Origin of the sequence: Streptomyces sp. DG2A-72 (assembly GCF_030499575.1) — a bacterium.
Lineage (GTDB): Bacteria > Actinomycetota > Actinomycetes > Streptomycetales > Streptomycetaceae > Streptomyces.
On sequence record NZ_JASTLC010000001.1, the window covers coordinates 6,787,451 to 6,806,786 of the forward strand.

A 19,336-nucleotide genomic window follows, 5' to 3' on the forward strand; every position below is an offset into this window, starting at 1 on the left:
CCGCGGCTCACGCCTCCGCCGCCGAATCCTCCTCGTCCAGGATCTCCTCAGGCACGAACCCCGGCAGCCACTCCTCCAGTTCCTCGCGCAGTCGCACCGTCGCTCCCAGCTGGCACAGCACGCCGATCGTGCTGAGGGTCACCCGGTGTATCAGCAGATACGCCGGAGGCAGATTGAGCTGCTTGCCCAACTGGTAGGCGGGGGAGCGCGGGTCGGCGACTCGGGCCGCCTGGCTGCGCATCCAGCCGCGGGTGAAGGTGAACTCGTCCACACGGGCCGGTTCGATGATCGGCAGGAGATAGTCGAGGACGGCGTCGGGGTCCAGGTCTATCGATTCCTTGACGAAGCCCTCCGTGCACAGCAGTTCGTAGACGGCGTCCGCCTCGCCGTCGAGCGTCATGCGCAGGGAATCGCCGATCGGGGTCGGCAGTCCGCCCGGGAGGCGGTCGACGGTGCCGAAGTCCAGCACACCCAGGCGCCAGTCGTCCTCGCCGTCGGGTCCGCCGGGCAGGAGCCGGAAGTTGCCCGGGTGGGGGTCGGCGTGCAGGAGGCCGGTGCGGGCCGGGCCGGAGAAGAGGAAGCGGGCCAGGAGCTGCCCGGCACGGTCGCGCTGGTCCTGGGTGCCCTCCGAGATGATCTCCGACATGGGGATGCCGTCCATCCACTCGGTGATCAGGACCTGCTCGCGCTGGTGGACCACCTCGGGCACCACGACGTCCGGGTCGTCCGTGAACTCCTCGGCGTGCGCCTGCTGAGCCTGCGCCTCCAGGTCGTAGTCCAGCTCCTCCGAGACCCGGTCGCGCAGCTCCGCGATGAGGGGTTTGATGTCCATCCCCGGGATGAGCGGGCCCAACAGGCGGGCGAAACGGCTCAGTTGGTTCAGATCGGACAGCAGGGCTTCACCGGCGCCCGGGTACTGCACCTTGACCGCCACCTCGCGGCCGTCGTGCCACACTCCCCGGTGCACTTGGCCGATCGAGGCTGCCGCGGAGGGCTTGTCCTCGAACTCGAGGAACAGGTCGTGCCAGTCCTCGCCGAGCCGCTCCGACAGCACGGCGTGCATGGTGCGCGTCGGCATAGGCGGGGCCGCGTCCTGCAGCTTGGTCAGCGCCGCCCGGTAGGGCCCGGCGACCTCCTCGGGCAGCGCGGACTCGAAGACGGACAGGGCCTGCCCGAACTTCATCGCCCCGCCTTTCAGCTCGCCGAGGACCTTGAACAACTGCTCCGCGGTGCGCTGTTGCAGTTCGCGGCCGACGATCTCCGCGGACTCGCCGACGATCCGCTTGCCGAGTCCCCAGGTGGCCCGCCCGGCGAAGCCGAGCGGGAGTGCGGCGAGCTTGGCGGTCCGGGTGACCGCCTTCCGGGGAAGATCAGACATGCGCCCTCCAGGTCCCAGCCAGCCGCGCCGTGTGTGTCGTACGGCGAAACTCCTTCGACGGTTGTTGCTCTGCCATTGTCTCGTGTGACTCCTCGTCCTCCGAGGAGTGTTCCCCCTTAGCTTTCTCCGCGGCGCCGCAGGGGCATGCGGGATGGGCCCAGATCGGCCGCGCATGCCAGTGGAGGGAGGGCAGGGACACCTCCCAGCGGGCGCCGGCGGTCGACGGCAGATGGCCGTCCAGGAAGGCGAGCGCATGCGTGGCCGCGAGCCCGGCGACCGTGGTGGCCAGCGCCAGATCACAGGGTCCCACCTGCCGTTGTTTCCCCGAACGCCACTGGGCCACCAGGCGCGGCCAGGCCGGATCCCGGTCCGTGCGCCCCTCGTGCAGACAGCCCGCACAGCTGGTCTCCCCGGGCAGGACGAGGGGGCCGACCACGCCGGTTCCCTCCACGACGCCGGCGTACAGATGAGGCGTGCCGGAGGTGATCAGGGGCTCGGCGGTAGCGGGGACGGGCGCGTGCACACCGACGTCGTCCCGTGGCGCGAGAACGACCAGGGAGTATCCCGGGTCGCGGTCCTCGAGCGGGGACTGCGGGCCGCGGCGTGGCGGGCGGTCCGGTGCCGCCCGGCGTACGGCCCGGCGGGCCGCTTCGGCTCTGCGCTCGCCGATCGACTCGGCGGGCAGCCCACCCGGTGCGATGTCCCACGGCTCGACGGTGCCGCCGTCGAGCACGTCCACCTCGCCGACGCCGGCCCCTGACAGCAGGGAGGCGAGAACCGCTCCCACCCGGCCCGCGCCCCGCACCTGGACCCGCAGGGAGCGGCGTGCCGTCAGCTGCCGCATCGCGTCGCCCGGTGCGGAGGTGGTCAGGGTCAGGGAGGCCAGATCGGGGCGCAGCCGGTCCAGGACCTCCTTCTTCTTGCGCAGCGCCGCGGCAGCCGGGCCGCCGCCTGTCGCGTCGTCGACGAGGCCGGACCGCGTCAGCCGCTCCACCAACTCGTCGACATGTCCGTCCGGTAGATCCATTCGCCGGCCCTCTTCGCGCAGCAGTGGGAGTCCGCGCGTGCCGTTGAGCAGATCGAGAAAGCTTCCCGTCGCCGTGTCCATCGGGCCCAGGGTCATCGCGTGCGCCGGTGTCATGCCGAACTGCACGGTGTTGAGGTCGCGCCAGCCGCGCCTGAGCGCGGGCTTCACCATCGGATGCATGTCAGGCCCCCGTAGCCCTGTGAAAGATCCCCGTACGTCCCCGTTCGTCGGAGAGGCGTGGTCAGTGCTCTGCCGACGAGTGCCAGCATGCCCGCCCCCGCGGCCGGACGACGAAAGTTGTCCACAGGCGGTGGGTATTCTTCGTACAAATCAGACGCCCGGTGGGGGATCGGAATCGAACCGTCCCGGAGTCGGGACTTCACCCATGTGCAGCGGGTAACGTCGGGGCGTGTCCGCCGACCCACTGCACCGTGCCGGAACTCCACAGCGCAGTACGACGAGCCCGCCGCCGAGCGGCCCGGGGGCGAGCGCGATCGAGGTGCGCCGGAGCGCCCGCAGACGCAGGACGGTCTCCGCGTACCGCGAGGGCGATCGCACCGTAGTGCTCATTCCTGCCCGGATGTCCGAGGCGGAGGAGCAGCGCTGGGTCAACGTCATGCTCGACAAGCTCGCCGCCCAGGAGAGCAAGCGGCAGTTGGGCGACGCCGAGCTCGCCGAGCGGGCGGAACGGCTCTCGGACCAGTACTTCGGCGGTCGCGCCCGGCCCACGTCCGTGCGCTGGGTCACCAACCAGAACACACGCTGGGGCTCGTGCACCCCGGCCGAGGGCAGTATCCGGCTCTCGCACCGGCTGCAGGGCATGCCCGAGTACGTCGTCGACTACGTCCTGCTCCATGAGCTCGCGCATCTGCTGGTCCCCGGACACGGGCCCCGGTTCTGGCGCCTGCTGGAGGCGTACCCGCGCACCGAGCGGGCCCGCGGCTATCTCGAAGGGGTGGTCGCCGCCGACCGGCTGCCGCATCTGCCCGGCGAGCGCACCGAGTGACCACTCCTGCCGACGGGGCCCGAAGTGCCGTCGAAGGGTCATTGTGTACCGGGTCTGTACCGACTTCGTCCGGTGCCCGAGTTTGCAGTTAGCCTGACGCGACGCACTCACATTCGGGATGGGGGACGGTCGTTACGCATGGCCAGGGAATTCCAACGCGGCCACAAGGCCAAGATCAGTGACCTCACCGCGGGCACGGATCTGTACGTAGGTGTGCAGATTTCGGGCCCCGGGCTGAGCTTCGACATCAGCTGCTTCGGCCTCGACGCCGACGAACGGCTCTCGGACGACCGGTACTTCGTCTTCTTCAACCAGCCGAAGTCCCCCGAGGAGTCCATCCAACTGCTGGGGGCGCAGGCCGGCGACACGGAGTCCTTCCGGGTCACGCTCGACAGGATCCCGCCGCAGATCCAGAAGCTGTCCTTCACGGCGACGCTGGACGGCGCCGGTCAGCTGTCGCAGATCGCTCCCGGATACATCCGCATCGTCGCCGGTGGCGAGGAAGTGGCCCGCTATCCCTTCAACGGCTCGGAGTTCTCCACCGAACGGGCCGTGATGCTGGGCGACTTCTACCTGAAGGACGTCTGGCGGTTCGCCGCGGTCGGCCAGGGCTTCGACGGCGGCCTCGACGCACTGCTGAAGAACTTCGGCGGCGAGGTCCTCGAAGAGGAGACGCCCGAGCCGCAGCCGCAGGCCCAGGCAGGTGCGGCTCCCGGTTTCGCGCCGCCCGCGCAGGCCGCCGCGCCGCCTGCCTTCGGCGCCCCGTCCACTCCGGAACCCGCCCCCGCGCCGACCCCGGCGCCTCCGGCACCGCAGCCCGCCGCGCAGGGCTTCGCGCCCCCGCCCGCGGCCACTCCGCCGGCAGCACCTCAGGCCCCGGCGCCCGCACCCTCCGTGCACGCCGCGCCCACCGTCGTCGCCCCGATGAGCCCGCCCGGCGGTGCCCAGGTGCCGCCCCCGGCCCCCGCCCCGGCGCCCTACGGACAGCCCCCCGGCCAGCAGCAGCCGCCGTACGGCCAGGCTCCCGGCCAGACCGCCCCGCTGCCGCCCGGCTACGCCCAGCCCCAGGCACCGCAGGCCCCGCAGTCACCGCAAGCCCCCACGCCGCCGCCCGGCTACGGTCAGCCGACCCCGCCCCCGGGCTATGGACAGCCGCCGCAGTTCGGACAGGCCCACGGCCAGCAGGCAGCCCCGTACGGCGCTCCCCAGGGAACCCCGCAGGCTCCCGGTGTGGCCGCCGCGCTCCAGAAGTTCAAGGAGACGCCCACCGGGCAGCGCTGGACGCAGCAGAACAAGAAGATGGTCCGCGTCGACCTCGGCGTCGGCGGGCAGCCGGTGCTGGCCCGGCAGGGCAGCATGGTGCTCTACCAGGGCAAGGTCGACTTCAGCTACAAGAGCGCGGGCTTCGCCGGCCGGATCGCGGGCAACGCGACCGGCCAGGAGATGCAGCTGATGCGCTGTACCGGCCAGGGCCAGGTGTTCCTCGCCGAGAACTCCACGATGCTGCACCCCATCGAGCTCCAGGGCGACGGCATCTGTGTCTCCGCCGATAACGTCCTCGCCTTCGACGAGAGCCTCCAGCACGAGGTCCGCCGTATCGAGGGACACGGCATCCCCGGAGGCGCGCTGTTCACGATGCAGTTCACCGGGACCGGCACGATCGTCGTGAAGACGCACGGCACGCCCGTGGTGCTGCCGGTCACGCCCACGACGTTCGCGGACTGCAACGCCGTGGTCGCCTGGTCGGCCGCCGCCCAGGTGGTCGTCTCCAGCCAGGTCCGCATGCGCCGCAACGCCTACCCCGGCGACACCGGGGAGAGCGTCAACCTCCAGTTCCGTGGCGCGCCCGGCAACTTCATCGTCGTCCAGCCGTACGAGATCTGAGGGAGAGCCCGTCATGAACCAGCCGCTCGCGGGCTACGCTCCCGCACCCGTCACCGCCCGCATGGAGAACCACGGCAACCACATGCTGAAGGTCGCCATGCAGACCGGAAACGACCTCCTCGCGCGCGTGGGGTCGATGGTCGCCTACGAAGGGTTCGTCCAGTACGAGCCCAACCCGCCCGCCGTCCGCCAGATCGCCCGCGACTGGGCCACCGGCGAGGGCGCGCCCCTGATGAAGTGCTCCGGCGACGGCCTGCTCTACCTCGCCGACTACGGCGCCAACGTCGTCGTGATCAACCTCAACGGCGACGGGATCTCCGTCAACGCCACCAACCTGCTCGCCTTCGACGCCCACCTCACCTGGGGCGTCGAGCGGGTCAAGGGGCTGGCGAAGTTCGCCGGGCAGGGCCTGTGGAACACCAAGATCTCCGGGCAGGGCTGGGTCGCGCTGACCTCCCGGGGCAAGCCGATCGTCGTCGACTGCGGCGGTGGCGAGGACGAGACGTACGTCGACCCGGACGCGCTCGTCGCCTGGTCCCCGAACCTCAAGGTGAAGGGCAAGCGCAGCTTCAAGGCGCAGTCGCTCATCGGCCGGGGCAGCGGTGAGGCCTTCCAGATGGCCTTCTCCGGCCAGGGCATCGTCGTCGTCCAGCCCAGCGAGGACAGCACCGACCGTCTCCGGGTCCGGGGCTGAGGGGGAGCACCACCATGCAGAGTCCGCTTTTCGCCTACAACGACCAGCAGACCCAGGAGCGTTGGAGCCTGCAGAACAAGCAGATGCTCCGCGTCGCCGTGGATGGTCACGAGGACCTCCTCGCCCGCAAGGGCACGATGGTCGCCTACCAGGGCCTCGTCGAGTTCGACGCCGAGTACCAGAGCCGCAATCAGGGACGCGCGCGTGCCCGCACCGGCGAGGGCCTGGACCTGATGCGCTGCCACGGACAGGGCACGGTCTACCTCGCCAACCTCGCGCAGCACGTCCATGTGATGGAGGTGGACCACGACGGGCTGACCGTCGACAGCAGCTACGTCCTCGCCATGGACTCCTCGCTGCACCACGAGGTCATCGCCGTCGACAGCCTCTACGGCATCTCCGGCTCCGGGAAGTACCAGCTCAACATCACCGGCCGCGGCAAGGTCGCGCTGATGACCTCGGGCGCCCCGCTGATGATGCAGGTGACACCCGACAAGTACGTCAACTGCGACGCCGACGCCATCGTCGCCTGGTCGACCTCCCTGCGCGTGCAGATGCAGGCCCAGACGCACTCCTCCGGGATCTGGCGGCGCCGCGGCAACACCGGTGAGGGCTGGGAACTCAGCTTCATGGGCAGCGGCTACGCCCTCGTCCAGCCCAGCGAGCTGCTTCCGCCGCAGAACGCCCAGGTCGGCTCGGGCGCCGCCGCGCAGTTCGGCATGGGGCAGCAGGGGGCACGGGGGCAGAACCAAGGCAACGTCTGGAGCTGACCGCACGTGACAGGTAAGGGGTGACCACCAATGGCGGTCACCCCTTACACGTTCACAGCCTGGCGCGCGTCGCTTCCAGCAGTCGTACGACCGACTCGTCCGCTACGGTCGCCACCTCGTCGTAGGCGAACCAGCGCAGGTCGAGCGACTCGTCGCTGATTGCTTCCACGGCCCCGGCCGGAGCAGCCGCCGCGTACTGGACGTCGAGGTGCCAGGCGCAGGGCGTGGGATGCCGGTCCAGGCGCACCGGGCCGCCGGACAGCAGGGCCAGGCCCGCGATGCCCGACTCCTCGGTCGCCTCGCGCAGCGCGGCAGCCTGCACAGAGGTGTCCTGCGGCTCGCAGTGGCCGCCCATCTGCAGCCACATCCGCAGCTTCTTGTGCAGGGTCAGCAGGACTCGCCCGCGCGAGGGGTCGATCACCAGCGCGCTCGCCGTGATGTGCCCGTCCTTGCAGGCCTTCCACATGCCGTCCGGGTGTGCCGCGAGATGGTCCAGGTACGCCTGGCGCAGCTCTTCCTGGCCCTCGTACCCCTTCAGCACGAGGACCGCGTCGTCGTACAGGCTCACTCGGTGTCGTCGTCCTCGCTCTTGTCCCGCTTCTTGAGGTCGGGCTTGTCCGCGGCCTCGCCGAGCATCTTGTCCAGCTCGGAGAAGTCGAGCTGCTCGCGGTGCACGAAACCGTCGGGGTCGTCCAGGTCGGAGGCCGTCGGCAGCATGTCCGGGTGGGCCCACAGGGCGTCCCGGCCGTCGACACCGCGCGCGTCCGTCAGGGAGGCCCACAGACGGGAGGCGTCCCGCAGCCGGCGGGGGCGCAGCTCCAGGCCGATCAGCGTGGCGAACGTCTGCTCGGCCGGGCCGCCCGAGGCACGACGGCGGCGCAGGGTCTCGCGCAGCGCGTCCGCGGACGACAGACGGGGCTTGGCGGCCGCGTGGACCACCGCGTCCACCCAGCCCTCGACGAGCGCCAGAGCCGTCTCCAGACGGGCCAGAGCGGCCTTCTGCTCGGGCGTGTCCTCCGGCTGGAACATGCCCTGCTGGAGGGCGTCCTGCAGTTGCTCGGGGTTCTGCGGGTCGAACTGGCCGACCACGTCCTCCAGCTTGGCGGTGTCGACCTTGATCCCGCGCGCGTACCCGTCGACTGCGCCGAACAGGTGCGAGCGCAGCCACGGCACATGTGCGAAGAGGCGCTGGTGGGCGGCCTCGCGCAGGGCGAGATACAGCCGCACCTCCTCCTTCGGCACACCGAGGTCCTTGCCCAGCGCCTCGATGTTCACCGGCAGCAGCGCGGCCTTGCCGGCCGGGCCGAGCGGCAGGCCGATGTCGGTCGAGCCGACGACCTCGCCCGCGAGCACGCCGACGGCCTGCCCGATCTGCGTGCCGAACATGGCGCCGCCCATGGAACGCATCATGCCGATCAGCGGGCCCGCCATGGCCTGCATCTCCTCCGGCAGGACATCGCCCATGGCCGCGCCGACGCGCTCGGCGACCGGGTCGACCAGCTCCTTCCACGCGGGCAGGGTCGCCTCGACCCACTCCGCGCGGCTCCATGCCACGGCGGTGCCCGCGCCGGACGGCAGCGAGGTCGCGTCGTCGAGCCACAGGTCGGCCAGGCGGACGGCCTCCTGGACCGCGGTGCGGTCGGCGGGGCCGACGCTCGCGTCCTTGACGCCGTCCGACGTGCCCTGGGAGACCGTCTGGCGGGCGATCTGCTTGGCCATGTCCCAGTTCACCGGCCCGCCCTCGTACGAGAGCATCTGGCCGAGCTGCTGGAACGCGGCGCCCAGGTCGGTGGGGTTCAGCGAGCCGAACATGGCCGCGAACGGATTGTCCGCACCGGAGCCTGAAGCTCCGGGCAGCCCGCCGAAACCGAACGGGTTGGCCGGGCCCTGACCACCACCGCTCTGCTGGTCCTTCTTCTTGCCCTCGTCGCCGTCTTCCGGCTCCTCCGGCGGAAGGCCGAATCCGAATGGGGTGTCACTCACGGGATTCCTCGGCTGTTAAGGCCACCGGTTGGCTCCGGCGGCACGACTGCCCGATAACACCACCCAGCGTAGACACCCGGGGCCGTTCGGGCCTCGGTGCTCCGCCGACTCTTGGCCTGCGGCAGGATGGATGCACCTGGTACGCACGCGTCGCTCGCGTTCGTACTGAAGACAACCGCTGGAGACGCCCGGTGAGTTCCCCAGATCCACAGGTTCGCGCAGCGCGAAACCACTCAACCACGCCCGCGTCCGCTCTGCGCGGGCCCGTCGTCGCGGTCACCGGTGCCGCGTCCGGCATCGGTGCGCTGCTCACCGAGCGGCTCGCCGCGTCCGAGGAGATCAAGCAGGTCATCGCGATCGACGAGCGGCGCGGCGAGTGCGCCGGTGCCCAGTGGCACATCCTCGACGTGCGGGATCCGGCGATCGCGGACAAGCTGCGGGGCGCGGACGTGGTGGTGCATCTGGCGCTCGACCTGGATCTGGAGACCGACGCCGCGGCCCGAACGGCCTACAACGTCCGGGGGACACAGACCGTACTGACCGCCGCGGCGGCGGCCGGGGTGCACCGGGTGGTCGTGTGTACGTCGGCGATGGTCTACGGGGCGCTGCCGGACAACGAGCTGCCGTTGTCCGAGGACGCGGAGCTGCGGGCCACGGCCGAGGCCACCGGGGTCGGGGATCTGCTGGAGATCGAGCGGCTCGCGCGGCGCGCTCCGCGGGCGCATCCGGGGCTCAATGTCACCGTGGTCCGGCCCTCGGTGCTGGTCGGGGGCACCGACACCGCGCTGACCAGGTACTTCGAGTCGCCTCGGCTGCTTGTCGTCGCCGGGTCCCGGCCCGCCTGGCAGTTCTGCCATGTCGAGGATCTGTGCAGTGCTCTGGAGTACGCCGTCCTGGAGAAGGTCGACGGGGAGCTGGCCGTCGGATGTGACGGATGGCTGGAGCAGGAGGAGGTCGAGGAGCTGAGCGGGATCCGGCGGATGGAGCTGCCGTCCGCGGTCGCGCTGGGCGCGGCGGCTCGGCTGCACCGGATCGGGCTCACGCCGTCTCCGGCGGGGGATCTGGCCTACACGATGTATCCGTGGGTGGTGAGCGGGAGCCGGCTGCATGACGCCGGGTGGCGGCCGCAGTGGACCAATGAGGAGGTCCTTGCGGAGCTGCTGGAGGAGGTCTCCGGTCGGCACACGGTCGTCGGGCGGCGGCTGGGGCGCAAGGACGCGACGGCGGCGGGGGCCGCGGGTGCGACGGTGGCGCTGCTCGGTGCGGCGGCCGTGGTGCGGCGGGCCCGGAAGGCCAGGCGTCGGGTCTGACGGGTACGAGTTCCCGGACCCGGGCGTTTGTAGGAGGCTCCGAAGCTCCACGCGCGCGTGCCTGGTGAAAGTTCTCTTCCGGGTTGTCAGTGGCGTGGGGCACGATGGAGACATGGCACCCACGAACGATCATCCCGGTGAGCAGGCCGCGCACGATCCCATCAAGCTGATCGCCATCCGGGAGACGGCCCTCTCCCTCGACGAGGTCTTCAAGGCCGTCGGGGACGACGCCGCCGGCGGGACCGCGCTGTTCGTCGGGACCGTGCGGAATCACGACGGGGGCGCCGATGTCGATGAGCTCGGGTACTCGTGCCATCCCAGTGCCGAGGCCGAGATGCGGCGGATCGCCGAGAAGGTCGTCGCCGATTTCCCGGTGCGCGCGCTCGCGGCGGTGCACCGGGTCGGGGACCTCAAAGTGGGGGACCTCGCCGTCGTCGTCGCCGTGTCCTGCCCGCATCGGGGTGAGGCCTTCGAGGCCTGCCGGAAACTCATCGACGACCTCAAGCACGAAGCGCCGATCTGGAAGCACCAGAAGTTCTCGGACGGCACAGAAGAATGGGTTGGCGCGTAGCGCCGTCGTTGAGGGGTGGTGGTCGGGCGACGGGAGGGCGGGTCGGCGCCTGCTGACCGAACGCCGGGCCACCCTTCCGGTTGCGTAACCCGACCCCCGGCGTGAGCGTTGTCCGTGCAGCTGGTTAATCTGCTGATCAGTCAGTTGCGGTCGCTCATGGGGATGGGAGGACGGCATGGCGGCGCTCGCCTGGTTGCTGATTCCGCTTTTGGCTGCGATCGGTGCCGGTCTGTGGGGCAGTTGGGCCAACCGGACCCGGAAGGCGCGAGGCGACGGTCCCGAGCTCGACGGGTACGCGCGCTTCCGCGAGGCCATGGAGAAGCCCCGCACCCATACGTGACAGGGGCCGGCCGCCCGGACGGACGGCCCTGACGGTCCGCTGACAGCAGTGTCCCGTACTGTCGTTCCATGCCACGCCGCACTGCGACGATGCTCGCCTCCACCCTGATGCTGATAGCGCTCCTGTGCGCCGGAGTCTTCATCACCGTGCCGTATTCGGAAATGTCGCCGGGCCCGACGGTGAACACGCTCGGGGACCACGACGGCGAGCCGGTGCTGCGGATCTCCGGGCGGAAGACGTACGAGACGAGCGGGCATCTGAACATGACCACGGTGCGGGTCACCAGCGCCGACTACCGGATGAACCTCGTCGAGGCGGTCTACGGCTGGCTCGCGCACGACAACAAGGTCGTGCCGCACGACACGATCTACCCGGACGGCAAGACCGAGGAGGAGTCCACCCAGGAGAACGCCGAGGAGTTCAGCCAGTCCCAGGAGAGCGCCAAGGTCGCCGCCCTGAAGGCGCTGGACGTCCCGGTGAAGTCCTGGGTGATCGTCTCGACCGTCCTCAAGGACTCCCCGGCCGAGGGCCGGCTGCACGCAGGCGATGTGATCAAGGCCGTCGACGGGACGACCGTGAAGAAGCCCGAGGACGTCGCCGAACTGGTGACCAAGCACAAGCCCGGTGAGGATGTCGCCTTCACCATCGTGCCCGCCGAGGAGCAGACCGCCGCCGAGAAGGAACAGCGGGCGGCGACCAAGACCGAGAAGGTCACCATACGGACCACGAAGTCCGACGACACCGGCGAGGAGCGCGCCATCGTCGGGATCTCCGCCGGGACGGACCACACCTTCCCGTTCACCATCGACATCAAGCTCGCCGACGTCGGCGGGCCGAGCGCCGGTCTGATGTTCGCGCTCGGCATCTACGACAAGCTCACGCCGGGCAGCCTCACCGGCGGGTCGTTCGTCGCCGGGACGGGCACCATCGACGACGCCGGCAAGGTCGGCCCGATCGGCGGCATCGAGATGAAGACGGTCGGCGCGCGCGAGAAGGGCGCCCAGTACTTCCTGACGCCCGCCGACAACTGCGCGGCTGCCGCCGCCGACAACCCCGACGGCCTCACCCTGGTCAAGGTGAAGACCATCGACGATGCCCTCGGCGCCCTCAAGGACATCCGCAGCGGCGACACCGCCGATCTGCCGAAGTGCACGACGAAGTAGCCGACCGAGCTACTCCTCGAACGTCGCCGCCAGCGCCTGAGCCAGCCCCGGCACCAGATCGGAACCGGTGAGGACCTCCGTCGGCGTGTCCTTCTCACGCAGCCTCAGGGCCGATTCACGGTCGCCGCCGCGCAGGACCGCGACCGTCATACGGACCTCCTGGCGCTCCGGGTGGTCGGCGACCCACTGGGCGAGCTTCTTCTCGCTCATGCCCTCCGGAACGGACGCTTCGGCGGACGGCGGCAGCATCAGGCGTTCCACGCTGAGCGCGCAGCCGACCACCGAGTCGGGCCAGGCGATGGTGCCCAGGAACTCGTCGAGCGGCTTGCCCGTTGGAATTTCGTCCTGCTCGATCGGAGTGAGACCGGAGGTGGTCTGCTGCTCGTCCCCCAGGCCGAGCCGGTCCGCGAGCGAGGGCTGTTCGGCCCGCAACCGGGCGGTGTCTACGAGGGCGAAGAGGCGCGCGGGCTGGTCCCAGCCGAGGCCGGAGACGTACTCGTCGATCTCGAGTACGGCCCGGGTCAGGGGGCTCGCTGCCATGGGAGTGTTGGACATGGTCACAATCCTGCCTCGTTCCCTACCGGAATCGGGAACCGAGTAAAGCGTGAGTAAGTTGCATAGGTGAGGGCCTACGATCACGGGGCCCTTCGGACGGCCCGCGAACACGAGGGCCCGACAGACCAACAGCGAACTTCGAGGTGCACACCTTGGCTTTCCAGATGCCGGACCGCGGCGGAGGCCCGACGGGGCCACGGATCAGAGTGGGCCGACCGTCCCGGCGGGTCCGGACCCTGCTCATGACGCTGGGCGTCCTTGCCGTACTCGGCATGGCGTTCACCATGTTCGCGGGTTTCTGGACCGACTGGCTCTGGTATCGGTCGGTGAACTACTCGTCCGTGTTCACGACCACGCTGTGGACCAAGATCGGGCTGTTCTTCGTCTTCGGTCTGCTGATGGCACTCGCGGTCGGCTTCAACATCTGGCTGGCCCACCGGCTGCGCCCGCCGCTGAGCGCCATGTCGATGGAGCAGCAGAACCTCGACCGCTACCGCATGGGCATCGCGCCGTACAAGAAGTGGCTGCTGCTCGGCATCACTTCTCTGATCGGCCTGATCGCGGGCGCTTCGGCGTCAGGGCAGTGGCGGACCTGGCTGATGTGGGTCAACGGCGTGCCCTTCAACCAGAAGGACCCGCAGTTCCACCTCGACGTCGCCTTCTACGCCTTCGACCTGCCGTGGTACCGCTTCCTGCTCGGCTTCGGCTTCGCCACCGCGATCCTCTCCCTGATCGCCGCCGCGCTCACGCACTACCTGTACGGCGGGCTGCGCATCACCAGCCCGGGTGCGCGCGCCACGGCCGCGGCCACCAGCCATCTGTCGGTGCTCATCGGCACGTTCGTCGCCCTGAAGGCGGTCGCGTACTGGCTCGACCGGTACGGACTCGCGGTCAAGTCCAGTGACTTCAAGGCGACCGACAACTGGACCGGCCTGAGGTACGTCGACGCGAACGCCTATCTGCCCGCCAAGACGATCCTGTTCTGCATCGCCGTCATCTGCGCGCTGCTGTTCTTCGCCACCCTGTGGCGGCGCACCTGGCAGCTTCCGCTGATCGGCTTCGGCCTGATGGTGCTGTCGGCGATCCTCATCGGCGGTCTGTACCCGGCGATCGTCCAGAAGTTCCAGGTCCAGCCCAACGAGCAGGCCAAGGAAGCGCCGTACGTCAACAAGAACCTCGAGGCGACGCGCCAGGCGTACGGCATCGACGACGCCAAGGTCACCGACTACAGCGGTGTGAGCAAGACCGAGGACAAGACCACGCTGCGGGACGACGTCGACGCCACGGCGAGCATCCGCATCATGGACCCGAACATCGTCTCGCCCACGTTCCAGCAGCTCCAACAGATCAGGAACTACTACGCGTTCCCGACCAACCTGGACGTCGACCGCTACAGCGAGAACGGCAAGGACCAGGACACGGTCATCGGTCTGCGTGAGCTGAACCTCAACGGCATTCCGAAGAACAACTGGATCAACGACCACTTCCGCTACACCCACGGGTACGGCGTGGTCGCGGCCAAGGGCACCCAGGTCGACTCCGAGGGCCGCCCGGTGTTCACGGAGTCCGACCTGCCCTCCAAGGGAGAGCTGGGGACGTATCAGCAGCGGATCTACTACGGCGAGAAGACCAGCGAGTACTCGATCGTCGGCGGTCCGCAGAAGGAGATCGACTACTCCGACGACAGCGGCGAGAAGACGTACAGCTACGAGGCCAAGAGCGGCGTCAACCTCGCCAACCCGGTCAACCGGGCCGCGTACGCGGTGGCGTTCAGCGAGCCGCAGATCCTCTACTCCGGTGCGATCGGCGAGGGTTCGCGGATCCTCTACAACCGCACGCCCAAGGAGCGCGTCGAGGCGGTGGCCCCCTGGCTGACCATCGACGGCGACGCCTATCCGGCGGTCGTGAAGGGCAAGATCCAGTGGATCGTCGACGCGTACACGACGACGAACGGCTATCCGTACGCGTCCCGTACGACGCTCGGTTCCTCGACGGCCGACTCGCTGACCGCGACCAACAACTCGCGCGCGGTGGTGGCCCAGCAGAACCAGGTCAACTACATCCGCAACTCGGTGAAGGCGACCGTCGACGCGTACACCGGCGAGGTCAAGCTCTACCAGTGGGACACCGAGGACCCGGTCCTGAAGACCTGGATGAAGGCCTTCCCGGGCACGGTGGAGCCCAAGAGCGACATCTCCACGGACCTGATGGCCCATCTCCGGTATCCGCAGGACCTGTTCAAGGTCCAGCGCGAGCTGCTGACCCGCTACCACGTCGAGGACGCGGACACGTTCCTCAGCGGCAGCGAGGTGTGGCAGGTGCCGGACGACCCGACCAACAAGTCGGGCAACGCGGTGCCGCCGTACTACCAGAGCCTGAAGATGCCCGACCAGCAGGCGCAGGCGTTCTCGCTGACGACGACGTTCACGCCCAATGGGCGGGACAACCTCAGCGCGTTCATGTCGGTCGACGCCGAGGCGGGCACCAGTGACTACGGCAAGATCAGAGTCCTGAAACTGCCGACGAGCACGACCGTCAACGGACCCAAACAGGTCCAGAGCCAGTTCAACTCCGAACAGGACATCGCGGAGCAGATCAGGCTACTGAAGGGCGGCGACTCCGAAGTCGAGTACGGCAACCTGCTGACGGTGCCACTGGACGGAGGACTGCTGTACGTCGAACCCGTCTACGTCCGTGGTGGCGGACTGAAGTACCCGCTGCTGCGCAAGGTGTTGGTGACTTACGGCGGCAACACCGCCTTCGAGAACACCCTCGACGCGGCCCTCAACAAGGTCTTCGGGGCCGAAGGCGCGCCGACCGAGCCACCGGACGAGGGCGGGGATACGCCGCCGCCCCCGACGTCCACCAACCCGACGGTCCAAGAGGCGCTGAACGACGCCCAGGAGGCCTTCGACGCCGGCCAGGAAGCCCTGAAGAAGGGTGACTGGGAGGCGTACGGGCGGGCGCAGGACGACCTCCAAGAGGCGCTCCAGCGGGCCGAGGACGCGCAGGCGAAGGCCGGCAACACCGGTGGCGGGAACGGCGGCTCCAGTCCCAGTCCCAGGGCCACTCCGAGCGGCAGTCCCAGTCCCAGCAGGAGCCCGGACAGTAGTTGATCGAGACCGTCCCGCGCCGTGATACGGTTGCCGAACAACGGCGCGGGGTGGAGCAGCTCGGTAGCTCGCTGGGCTCATAACCCAGAGGTCGCAGGTTCAAATCCTGTCCCCGCTACTGATCGCGAAGGCCCGGATCCTGAAAAGGATCCGGGCCTTCGGTGTGTGTGCGAACGCATGTGCCGACCTGCGGGATGGCCGTGCCGCCGTGGGGAGTTGAGCGATGTGTGTTTGACTTGTCGTTCTGTGGGCATGTCGACAAAACGCTGAAGTGACCTCAATGGCTGCGGTATACCAGGTGTACCCAGGTTGCAGGTGGTGCGACGATGGACGTTATGGGGGACAAGGCAACTCTGTTGGAGACAGGGCGGTTTGGGGAGCCTGCCGACGTTTCGCAGTCGACGGGCGATATGTCCGTGCCTGAAATCCCGTCGCCTACGGCCCCATTTGTGACCGATTTCGAGCGTCGCGTGAACGACTTCGTCCAGTCCGCGGACCGGGACGAAACCGGTGATGCCGCCGAGGAGGCCCGGCAGCGGCTCGCCGCCGAAGCCGGTGATGTCGAGGCGATGAGTGTCCTCGGGGCCCTGCTGCTGCGCCGCGGTGACCTCGACGGAGCCGAACCCCATCTGCGCGGCGCCACCGCGGCCGGTGACCGGGCCGCGGCCAACAACCTGGGTGTCCTTCTGCACCAGCGTGGGTACGCCGACGAGGCCGCCGGCTGGTGGCGTATCGCCGCCGTCGCCGGGTCCGCCGCCGCCGCGCATGCGCTGGGCCGTCACCACCGGGAGCGCGGCGACGAGCCCGCCGCCGAGTACTGGCTGCGTCAGTCCGCCGAGCAGGGGCACGCCCTCGGCGCGTACGCGCTCGCCGATCTGCTGGAGCACCGGGGCGACGACGGGGCAGGCGCGTGGATGAGGGCCGCGGCGGAGCGGGGGCACCGGGAGGCGGCGTACCGGCTGGCGCGGGCGATCGACCGCAAGGCCGCGCAGGAGGGCGAGACCGGGACCGCCGACGGTGCCGGTGCTTCGCTCGTGGGCGAGGCCGAGCAGTGGTACCGGCAGGCCGCCGCGCGCGGGCACCGGCGGGCCGCGCTGCACCTCGGGGCGATCCTGGAGAAGCGTGGGCTGTTGAAGGAGGCCGGGCGCTGGTACCTGACGTCCGCCAAGGACGGAGAGGCGCGGGCCGCCTGCGCGCTCGGGTTCCTGCTGCGGGACGCGGGCGACTCCGAGAGCGCCGCCGTATGGTGGCTGCGGGCCGCCCAGGACGGCGACGGCAACGCGGCGAACGCGCTGGGTGCGCTGCATGCCGAGCGCGGGGAGACCCAGACCGCCGAGCGGTGGTACCGGGCCGCGATGGACGCCGGTGACGTCAACGGCGCGTACAACCTCGGGCTGCTCTGCGCCGAGCAGGGGCGGATCGCGCAGGCCGAGCAGTGGTACCGGCGTGCTGCGTACGCCGGGCACCGGGAGGCGGCGAACGCGCTGGCCATCCTGCTGCTCCAGGGCGGCGACACGGCCGGTGCCGAGCCGTGGTTCTCCAAGGCCGCGGAGGCCGGGAGCGTGGATGCCGCGTTCAACCTCGGGATCCTGTACGCCGGGCGGGGTGAGGACGAGGTCGCGCTGCGGTGCTACGAGCGCGCCGCCGCCGCCGGGCATACGGAGGCGGCGCTTCAGGTCGGGATCGCGCGGCTGCGTGAGGGCGATGAGCGGGCGGCCGAGCGGCATCTGCGGTGTGCGGCCGGGGGCGGGAGTACCGAGGCCGCGTATCGGCTGGCGACCGTGCTGGACGCGCGGCGGCCGCCTGAGCCCGCGCATGAGCTCGGGGAGCCGGTGCGGGAGCGGAGCGAGTGCGAAGAGTGGTACGAGCGGGCGGCGTCGCAAGGGCATCGGCGGGCGCAGGTGCGGGTCGGGATGCTCGCCGCCGCGCGGGGCGACGTCGTGGAGGCGGCTCGGTGGTATCGGGAGGCCGCGGAGGCCGGGTCCCGGAACGGGGCGTTCAATCTTGGGCTGCTGTTGGCTCGGGAGGGGAGTGAGCCCGAGGCTGCCGTGTGGTGGACGCGGGCCGCTGACGCGGGGCATGGGCGGGCGGCGTTGCGGCTTGCCCTGGTCTACGCGCGTCGTGGGGAGCTGGCTGAGGGGCAGCGATGGGCTGATCGGGCCGTGACGCTGGGGCCGGCGGAGGTTGCGGAGCGGGCGGAGCGGTTGCGGGACGCTCTGCGGGAGGAGCTGTCAGCTTGACGTGCGGTTGGTTTGACGGTGCCGTCGGCTGGTGCTGGTGTCGCGGTGTTTCGCCCCCGCCGCCCTTACCCGTCCCATCCCTGGGGGGCTGCGCCCCCCAGACCCCCGCTTCGGCCTGAACGGCCTCGTCCTCAAACGCCGGACGGGCTGGATTTCGCGGCCCTCGATAAGCGATTTGCCTCTGTCCGCGTCCTTGACGTAATGTTCCATTCATCGACGCGGGGTGGAGCAGCTCGGTAGCTCGCTGGGCTCATAACCCAGAGGTCGCAGGTTCAAATCCTGTCCCCGCTACTGAAGGCCCAGGGCCCGGATCCTCTAGAGGATCCGGGCCCTAGGTGTGTGTCAGGGGCGGTGGCCCACTGCCTCCTCGTAGAGGGTTCGTTCACCGTCTGTGATTCCGGTAGGGGGCCGCCCTCCGCCACGCCCTGGGCGGCTACGCGGACTGGAGGCGGTCCGTCGTGCCCGCGCGGATCTCCCAGTCCATGCGGAGGGACGGGGTCGACTGAAGGATCTCCTTGTCGGCCTTCAGGAGATTCGCCCAAGTATGTGACGACCCACTTGATGTCGAAGCCGCCCCGCTGCCCTTGGCCAGCAACGGCAGCGCGTCCGGCGTGGGCAGCACCTTCAGGGTGACGTCCAGGCCCCCCGCTTGAACTCGCCCTTGTCGAGGGCTACTTGCAGCGGCGCCACATACTCCGCGCTCAGCGTCCCCGTCGCGATAGGACCGATGAGCGGTAGGGAGCGATCGTCGTCATGCCGGCACCGCCTCCTTGCGCAGCAGGTCCCACAACTCGGTCTTCAGGGTCGTGAATTCGAGGGTGGAGCGGATGTCGCCGGTGCGCGGGCGTGGGAACGGAGGGTGGCGTTCGGCGATGAGCCGGCCCGGGCGGGCCGATATCACCAGGACGCGGTCGCCGAGGACGATCGCCGCCTCCAGGCCCACCAGTTGGATTAGCCAACAGTAGTGACGATGTGGCAGAACGTGACGCGCATACCCGGCGCCCTGGCGACTTCCGTCGTTCGGCACCAGGGGCGAAGGCGATTGTCAATCAGAGACGCTGTGGGTGATGAAGAGAACGGTCACCTTCTGGAGGAGCTCCAACCCTCACCCGTGCTCGGGCGGAGCAGGTCCGCGGCGATACGCAGCAGCGTGGACTTGCCGCAGCCTGAGGGGTCGACGAGGCAGACGAACTCGCCGGGGGTGACGGCCAGATCGACGGGGCCGAGGGCGTGCACGGCTCCCGGACCCCGGCCGAAGGTTCGGGTCGGACAGGTGGGCACCGCCGATGATATGACGACCCG

The 19,336-nt window shown here is 69.8% G+C and carries 16 protein-coding genes, 2 tRNA genes and 2 pseudogenes; 12 read left to right on the plus strand and 8 right to left on the minus strand.

Annotated elements, in window-relative coordinates:
• Positions 1-7: 7 nt before the first annotated feature.
• Positions 8-1,378 (minus strand): AarF/ABC1/UbiB kinase family protein, encoded by a 1,371-nt coding sequence (locus tag QQY66_RS32295; RefSeq protein WP_301983835.1) that lies wholly within the window; start codon positions 1,376-1,378, stop codon positions 8-10.
• Positions 1,371-2,585 (minus strand): TOMM precursor leader peptide-binding protein, encoded by a 1,215-nt coding sequence (locus QQY66_RS32300; protein ID WP_301983836.1) that lies wholly within the window; start codon positions 2,583-2,585, stop codon positions 1,371-1,373. The genes QQY66_RS32295 and QQY66_RS32300 overlap by 8 nt, the downstream gene beginning before the upstream one ends.
• 229 nt (positions 2,586-2,814) lie before the next feature.
• On the opposite strand from QQY66_RS32300, the gene QQY66_RS32305 reads away from it, so the two are divergent.
• The 4 genes from QQY66_RS32305 to QQY66_RS32320 all read left to right on the plus strand — a co-directional run bounded on the left by QQY66_RS32305 (position 2,815) and on the right by QQY66_RS32320 (position 6,759).
• Positions 2,815-3,411, plus strand: a complete 597-nt coding sequence (locus QQY66_RS32305) for a M48 family metallopeptidase (protein ID WP_301983837.1) — start codon at positions 2,815-2,817, stop codon at positions 3,409-3,411.
• 138 nt (positions 3,412-3,549) lie between these two features.
• Positions 3,550-5,295 (plus strand): TerD family protein, encoded by a 1,746-nt coding sequence (locus QQY66_RS32310; protein ID WP_301983838.1) that lies wholly within the window; start codon positions 3,550-3,552, stop codon positions 5,293-5,295.
• A gap of 13 nt (positions 5,296-5,308) precedes the next feature.
• A complete protein-coding gene (locus tag QQY66_RS32315) occupies positions 5,309-5,989 on the plus strand; it encodes an AIM24 family protein (RefSeq protein WP_210572303.1) in 681 nt (226 codons plus the stop codon).
• 14 nt (positions 5,990-6,003) lie between these two features.
• Positions 6,004-6,759 (plus strand): AIM24 family protein, encoded by a 756-nt coding sequence (locus QQY66_RS32320; protein ID WP_301983839.1) that lies wholly within the window; start codon positions 6,004-6,006, stop codon positions 6,757-6,759.
• Positions 6,760-6,811: 52 nt separating this feature from the next.
• Here QQY66_RS32320 and QQY66_RS32325 read toward each other — a convergent pair whose 3' ends face one another.
• The gene (locus QQY66_RS32325; RefSeq protein WP_301983840.1) at positions 6,812-7,327 is read right to left on the minus strand and encodes an NUDIX hydrolase; all 516 of its coding nucleotides are present in this window, start codon (positions 7,325-7,327) and stop codon (positions 6,812-6,814) included.
• Positions 7,324-8,742, minus strand: coding sequence for a zinc-dependent metalloprotease (locus QQY66_RS32330; RefSeq protein WP_301983841.1), 1,419 nt, complete (start codon positions 8,740-8,742; stop codon positions 7,324-7,326). Before QQY66_RS32330 ends, QQY66_RS32325 begins: the two co-directional genes overlap by 4 nt.
• 191 nt (positions 8,743-8,933) lie before the next feature.
• Here QQY66_RS32330 and QQY66_RS32335 point away from each other — a divergent pair, with 191 nt between their 5' ends.
• The 4 genes from QQY66_RS32335 to QQY66_RS32350 all read left to right on the plus strand — a co-directional run bounded on the left by QQY66_RS32335 (position 8,934) and on the right by QQY66_RS32350 (position 12,126).
• On the plus strand, positions 8,934-10,052 hold the full coding sequence (locus tag QQY66_RS32335; RefSeq protein WP_301983842.1) for an SDR family oxidoreductase: 1,119 nt from the start codon (positions 8,934-8,936) through the stop codon (positions 10,050-10,052).
• A gap of 112 nt (positions 10,053-10,164) precedes the next feature.
• The gene (locus QQY66_RS32340; RefSeq protein ID WP_301983843.1) at positions 10,165-10,623 is read left to right on the plus strand and encodes a molybdenum cofactor biosynthesis protein MoaE; all 459 of its coding nucleotides are present in this window, start codon (positions 10,165-10,167) and stop codon (positions 10,621-10,623) included.
• A gap of 175 nt (positions 10,624-10,798) precedes the next feature.
• On the plus strand, positions 10,799-10,963 hold the full coding sequence (locus QQY66_RS32345; protein WP_301983844.1) for a hypothetical protein: 165 nt from the start codon (positions 10,799-10,801) through the stop codon (positions 10,961-10,963).
• Between the two features lie 68 nt (positions 10,964-11,031).
• Entirely contained in the window at positions 11,032-12,126 is a 1,095-nt protein-coding gene (locus tag QQY66_RS32350) for a PDZ domain-containing protein (protein WP_301983845.1), read from the plus strand.
• A gap of 9 nt (positions 12,127-12,135) precedes the next feature.
• Here the strand turns inward: QQY66_RS32350 and QQY66_RS32355 are convergent, their stop codons facing one another.
• On the minus strand, positions 12,136-12,681 hold the full coding sequence (locus tag QQY66_RS32355; RefSeq protein WP_301983846.1) for a PPA1309 family protein: 546 nt from the start codon (positions 12,679-12,681) through the stop codon (positions 12,136-12,138).
• A gap of 164 nt (positions 12,682-12,845) precedes the next feature.
• Here QQY66_RS32355 and QQY66_RS32360 point away from each other — a divergent pair, with 164 nt between their 5' ends.
• The 4 genes from QQY66_RS32360 to QQY66_RS32375 all read left to right on the plus strand — a co-directional run bounded on the left by QQY66_RS32360 (position 12,846) and on the right by QQY66_RS32375 (position 18,325).
• Positions 12,846-15,797: a UPF0182 family protein gene (locus QQY66_RS32360; protein WP_301987566.1), complete on the plus strand. Its 2,952-nt coding sequence runs from the start codon at positions 12,846-12,848 to the stop codon at positions 15,795-15,797.
• Positions 15,798-15,838: 41 nt separating this feature from the next.
• Positions 15,839-15,912, plus strand: a tRNA-Met gene (locus QQY66_RS32365).
• 208 nt (positions 15,913-16,120) lie between these two features.
• Positions 16,121-18,034 (plus strand): tetratricopeptide repeat protein, encoded by a 1,914-nt coding sequence (locus QQY66_RS32370; RefSeq protein ID WP_301983847.1) that lies wholly within the window; start codon positions 16,121-16,123, stop codon positions 18,032-18,034.
• A 217-nt stretch (positions 18,035-18,251) separates the two neighbouring features.
• Positions 18,252-18,325 (plus strand) — tRNA-Met (locus QQY66_RS32375).
• 142 nt (positions 18,326-18,467) lie between these two features.
• On the opposite strand, the gene QQY66_RS32380 is transcribed toward QQY66_RS32375, so the two are convergent.
• The 3 genes and pseudogenes from QQY66_RS32380 to QQY66_RS32390 form a co-directional block, all read right to left on the minus strand.
• Positions 18,468-18,656, minus strand: coding sequence for a hypothetical protein (locus tag QQY66_RS32380; protein WP_301983848.1), 189 nt, complete (start codon positions 18,654-18,656; stop codon positions 18,468-18,470).
• A 129-nt stretch (positions 18,657-18,785) separates the two neighbouring features.
• Positions 18,786-18,971, minus strand: a pseudogene (locus QQY66_RS32385) (ABC transporter ATP-binding protein); the annotation flags it as partial.
• Positions 18,972-19,117: 146 nt separating this feature from the next.
• Positions 19,118-19,327, minus strand: a pseudogene (locus tag QQY66_RS32390) (ATP-binding cassette domain-containing protein); the annotation flags it as partial.
• Between the last annotated feature and the right edge of the window lie 9 nt (positions 19,328-19,336).

Coding starts and splice junctions, on each gene's coding strand:
- QQY66_RS32315 (WP_210572303.1), top strand. CDS start 5,309: ATGAACCAGCCGCTCGCGGGCTACGCTCCCGCACCCGTCACCGCCCGC.
- QQY66_RS32360 (WP_301987566.1), top strand. CDS start 12,846: ATGCCGGACCGCGGCGGAGGCCCGACGGGGCCACGGATCAGAGTGGGC.
- QQY66_RS32340 (WP_301983843.1), top strand. CDS start 10,165: ATGGCACCCACGAACGATCATCCCGGTGAGCAGGCCGCGCACGATCCC.
- QQY66_RS32300 (WP_301983836.1), bottom strand. CDS start 2,585: ATGCATCCGATGGTGAAGCCCGCGCTCAGGCGCGGCTGGCGCGACCTC.
- QQY66_RS32345 (WP_301983844.1), top strand. CDS start 10,799: ATGGCGGCGCTCGCCTGGTTGCTGATTCCGCTTTTGGCTGCGATCGGT.
- QQY66_RS32310 (WP_301983838.1), top strand. CDS start 3,550: ATGGCCAGGGAATTCCAACGCGGCCACAAGGCCAAGATCAGTGACCTC.
- QQY66_RS32355 (WP_301983846.1), bottom strand. CDS start 12,681: ATGTCCAACACTCCCATGGCAGCGAGCCCCCTGACCCGGGCCGTACTC.
- QQY66_RS32320 (WP_301983839.1), top strand. CDS start 6,004: ATGCAGAGTCCGCTTTTCGCCTACAACGACCAGCAGACCCAGGAGCGT.
- QQY66_RS32295 (WP_301983835.1), bottom strand. CDS start 1,378: ATGTCTGATCTTCCCCGGAAGGCGGTCACCCGGACCGCCAAGCTCGCC.
- QQY66_RS32350 (WP_301983845.1), top strand. CDS start 11,032: ATGCCACGCCGCACTGCGACGATGCTCGCCTCCACCCTGATGCTGATA.
- QQY66_RS32370 (WP_301983847.1), top strand. CDS start 16,121: ATGGACGTTATGGGGGACAAGGCAACTCTGTTGGAGACAGGGCGGTTT.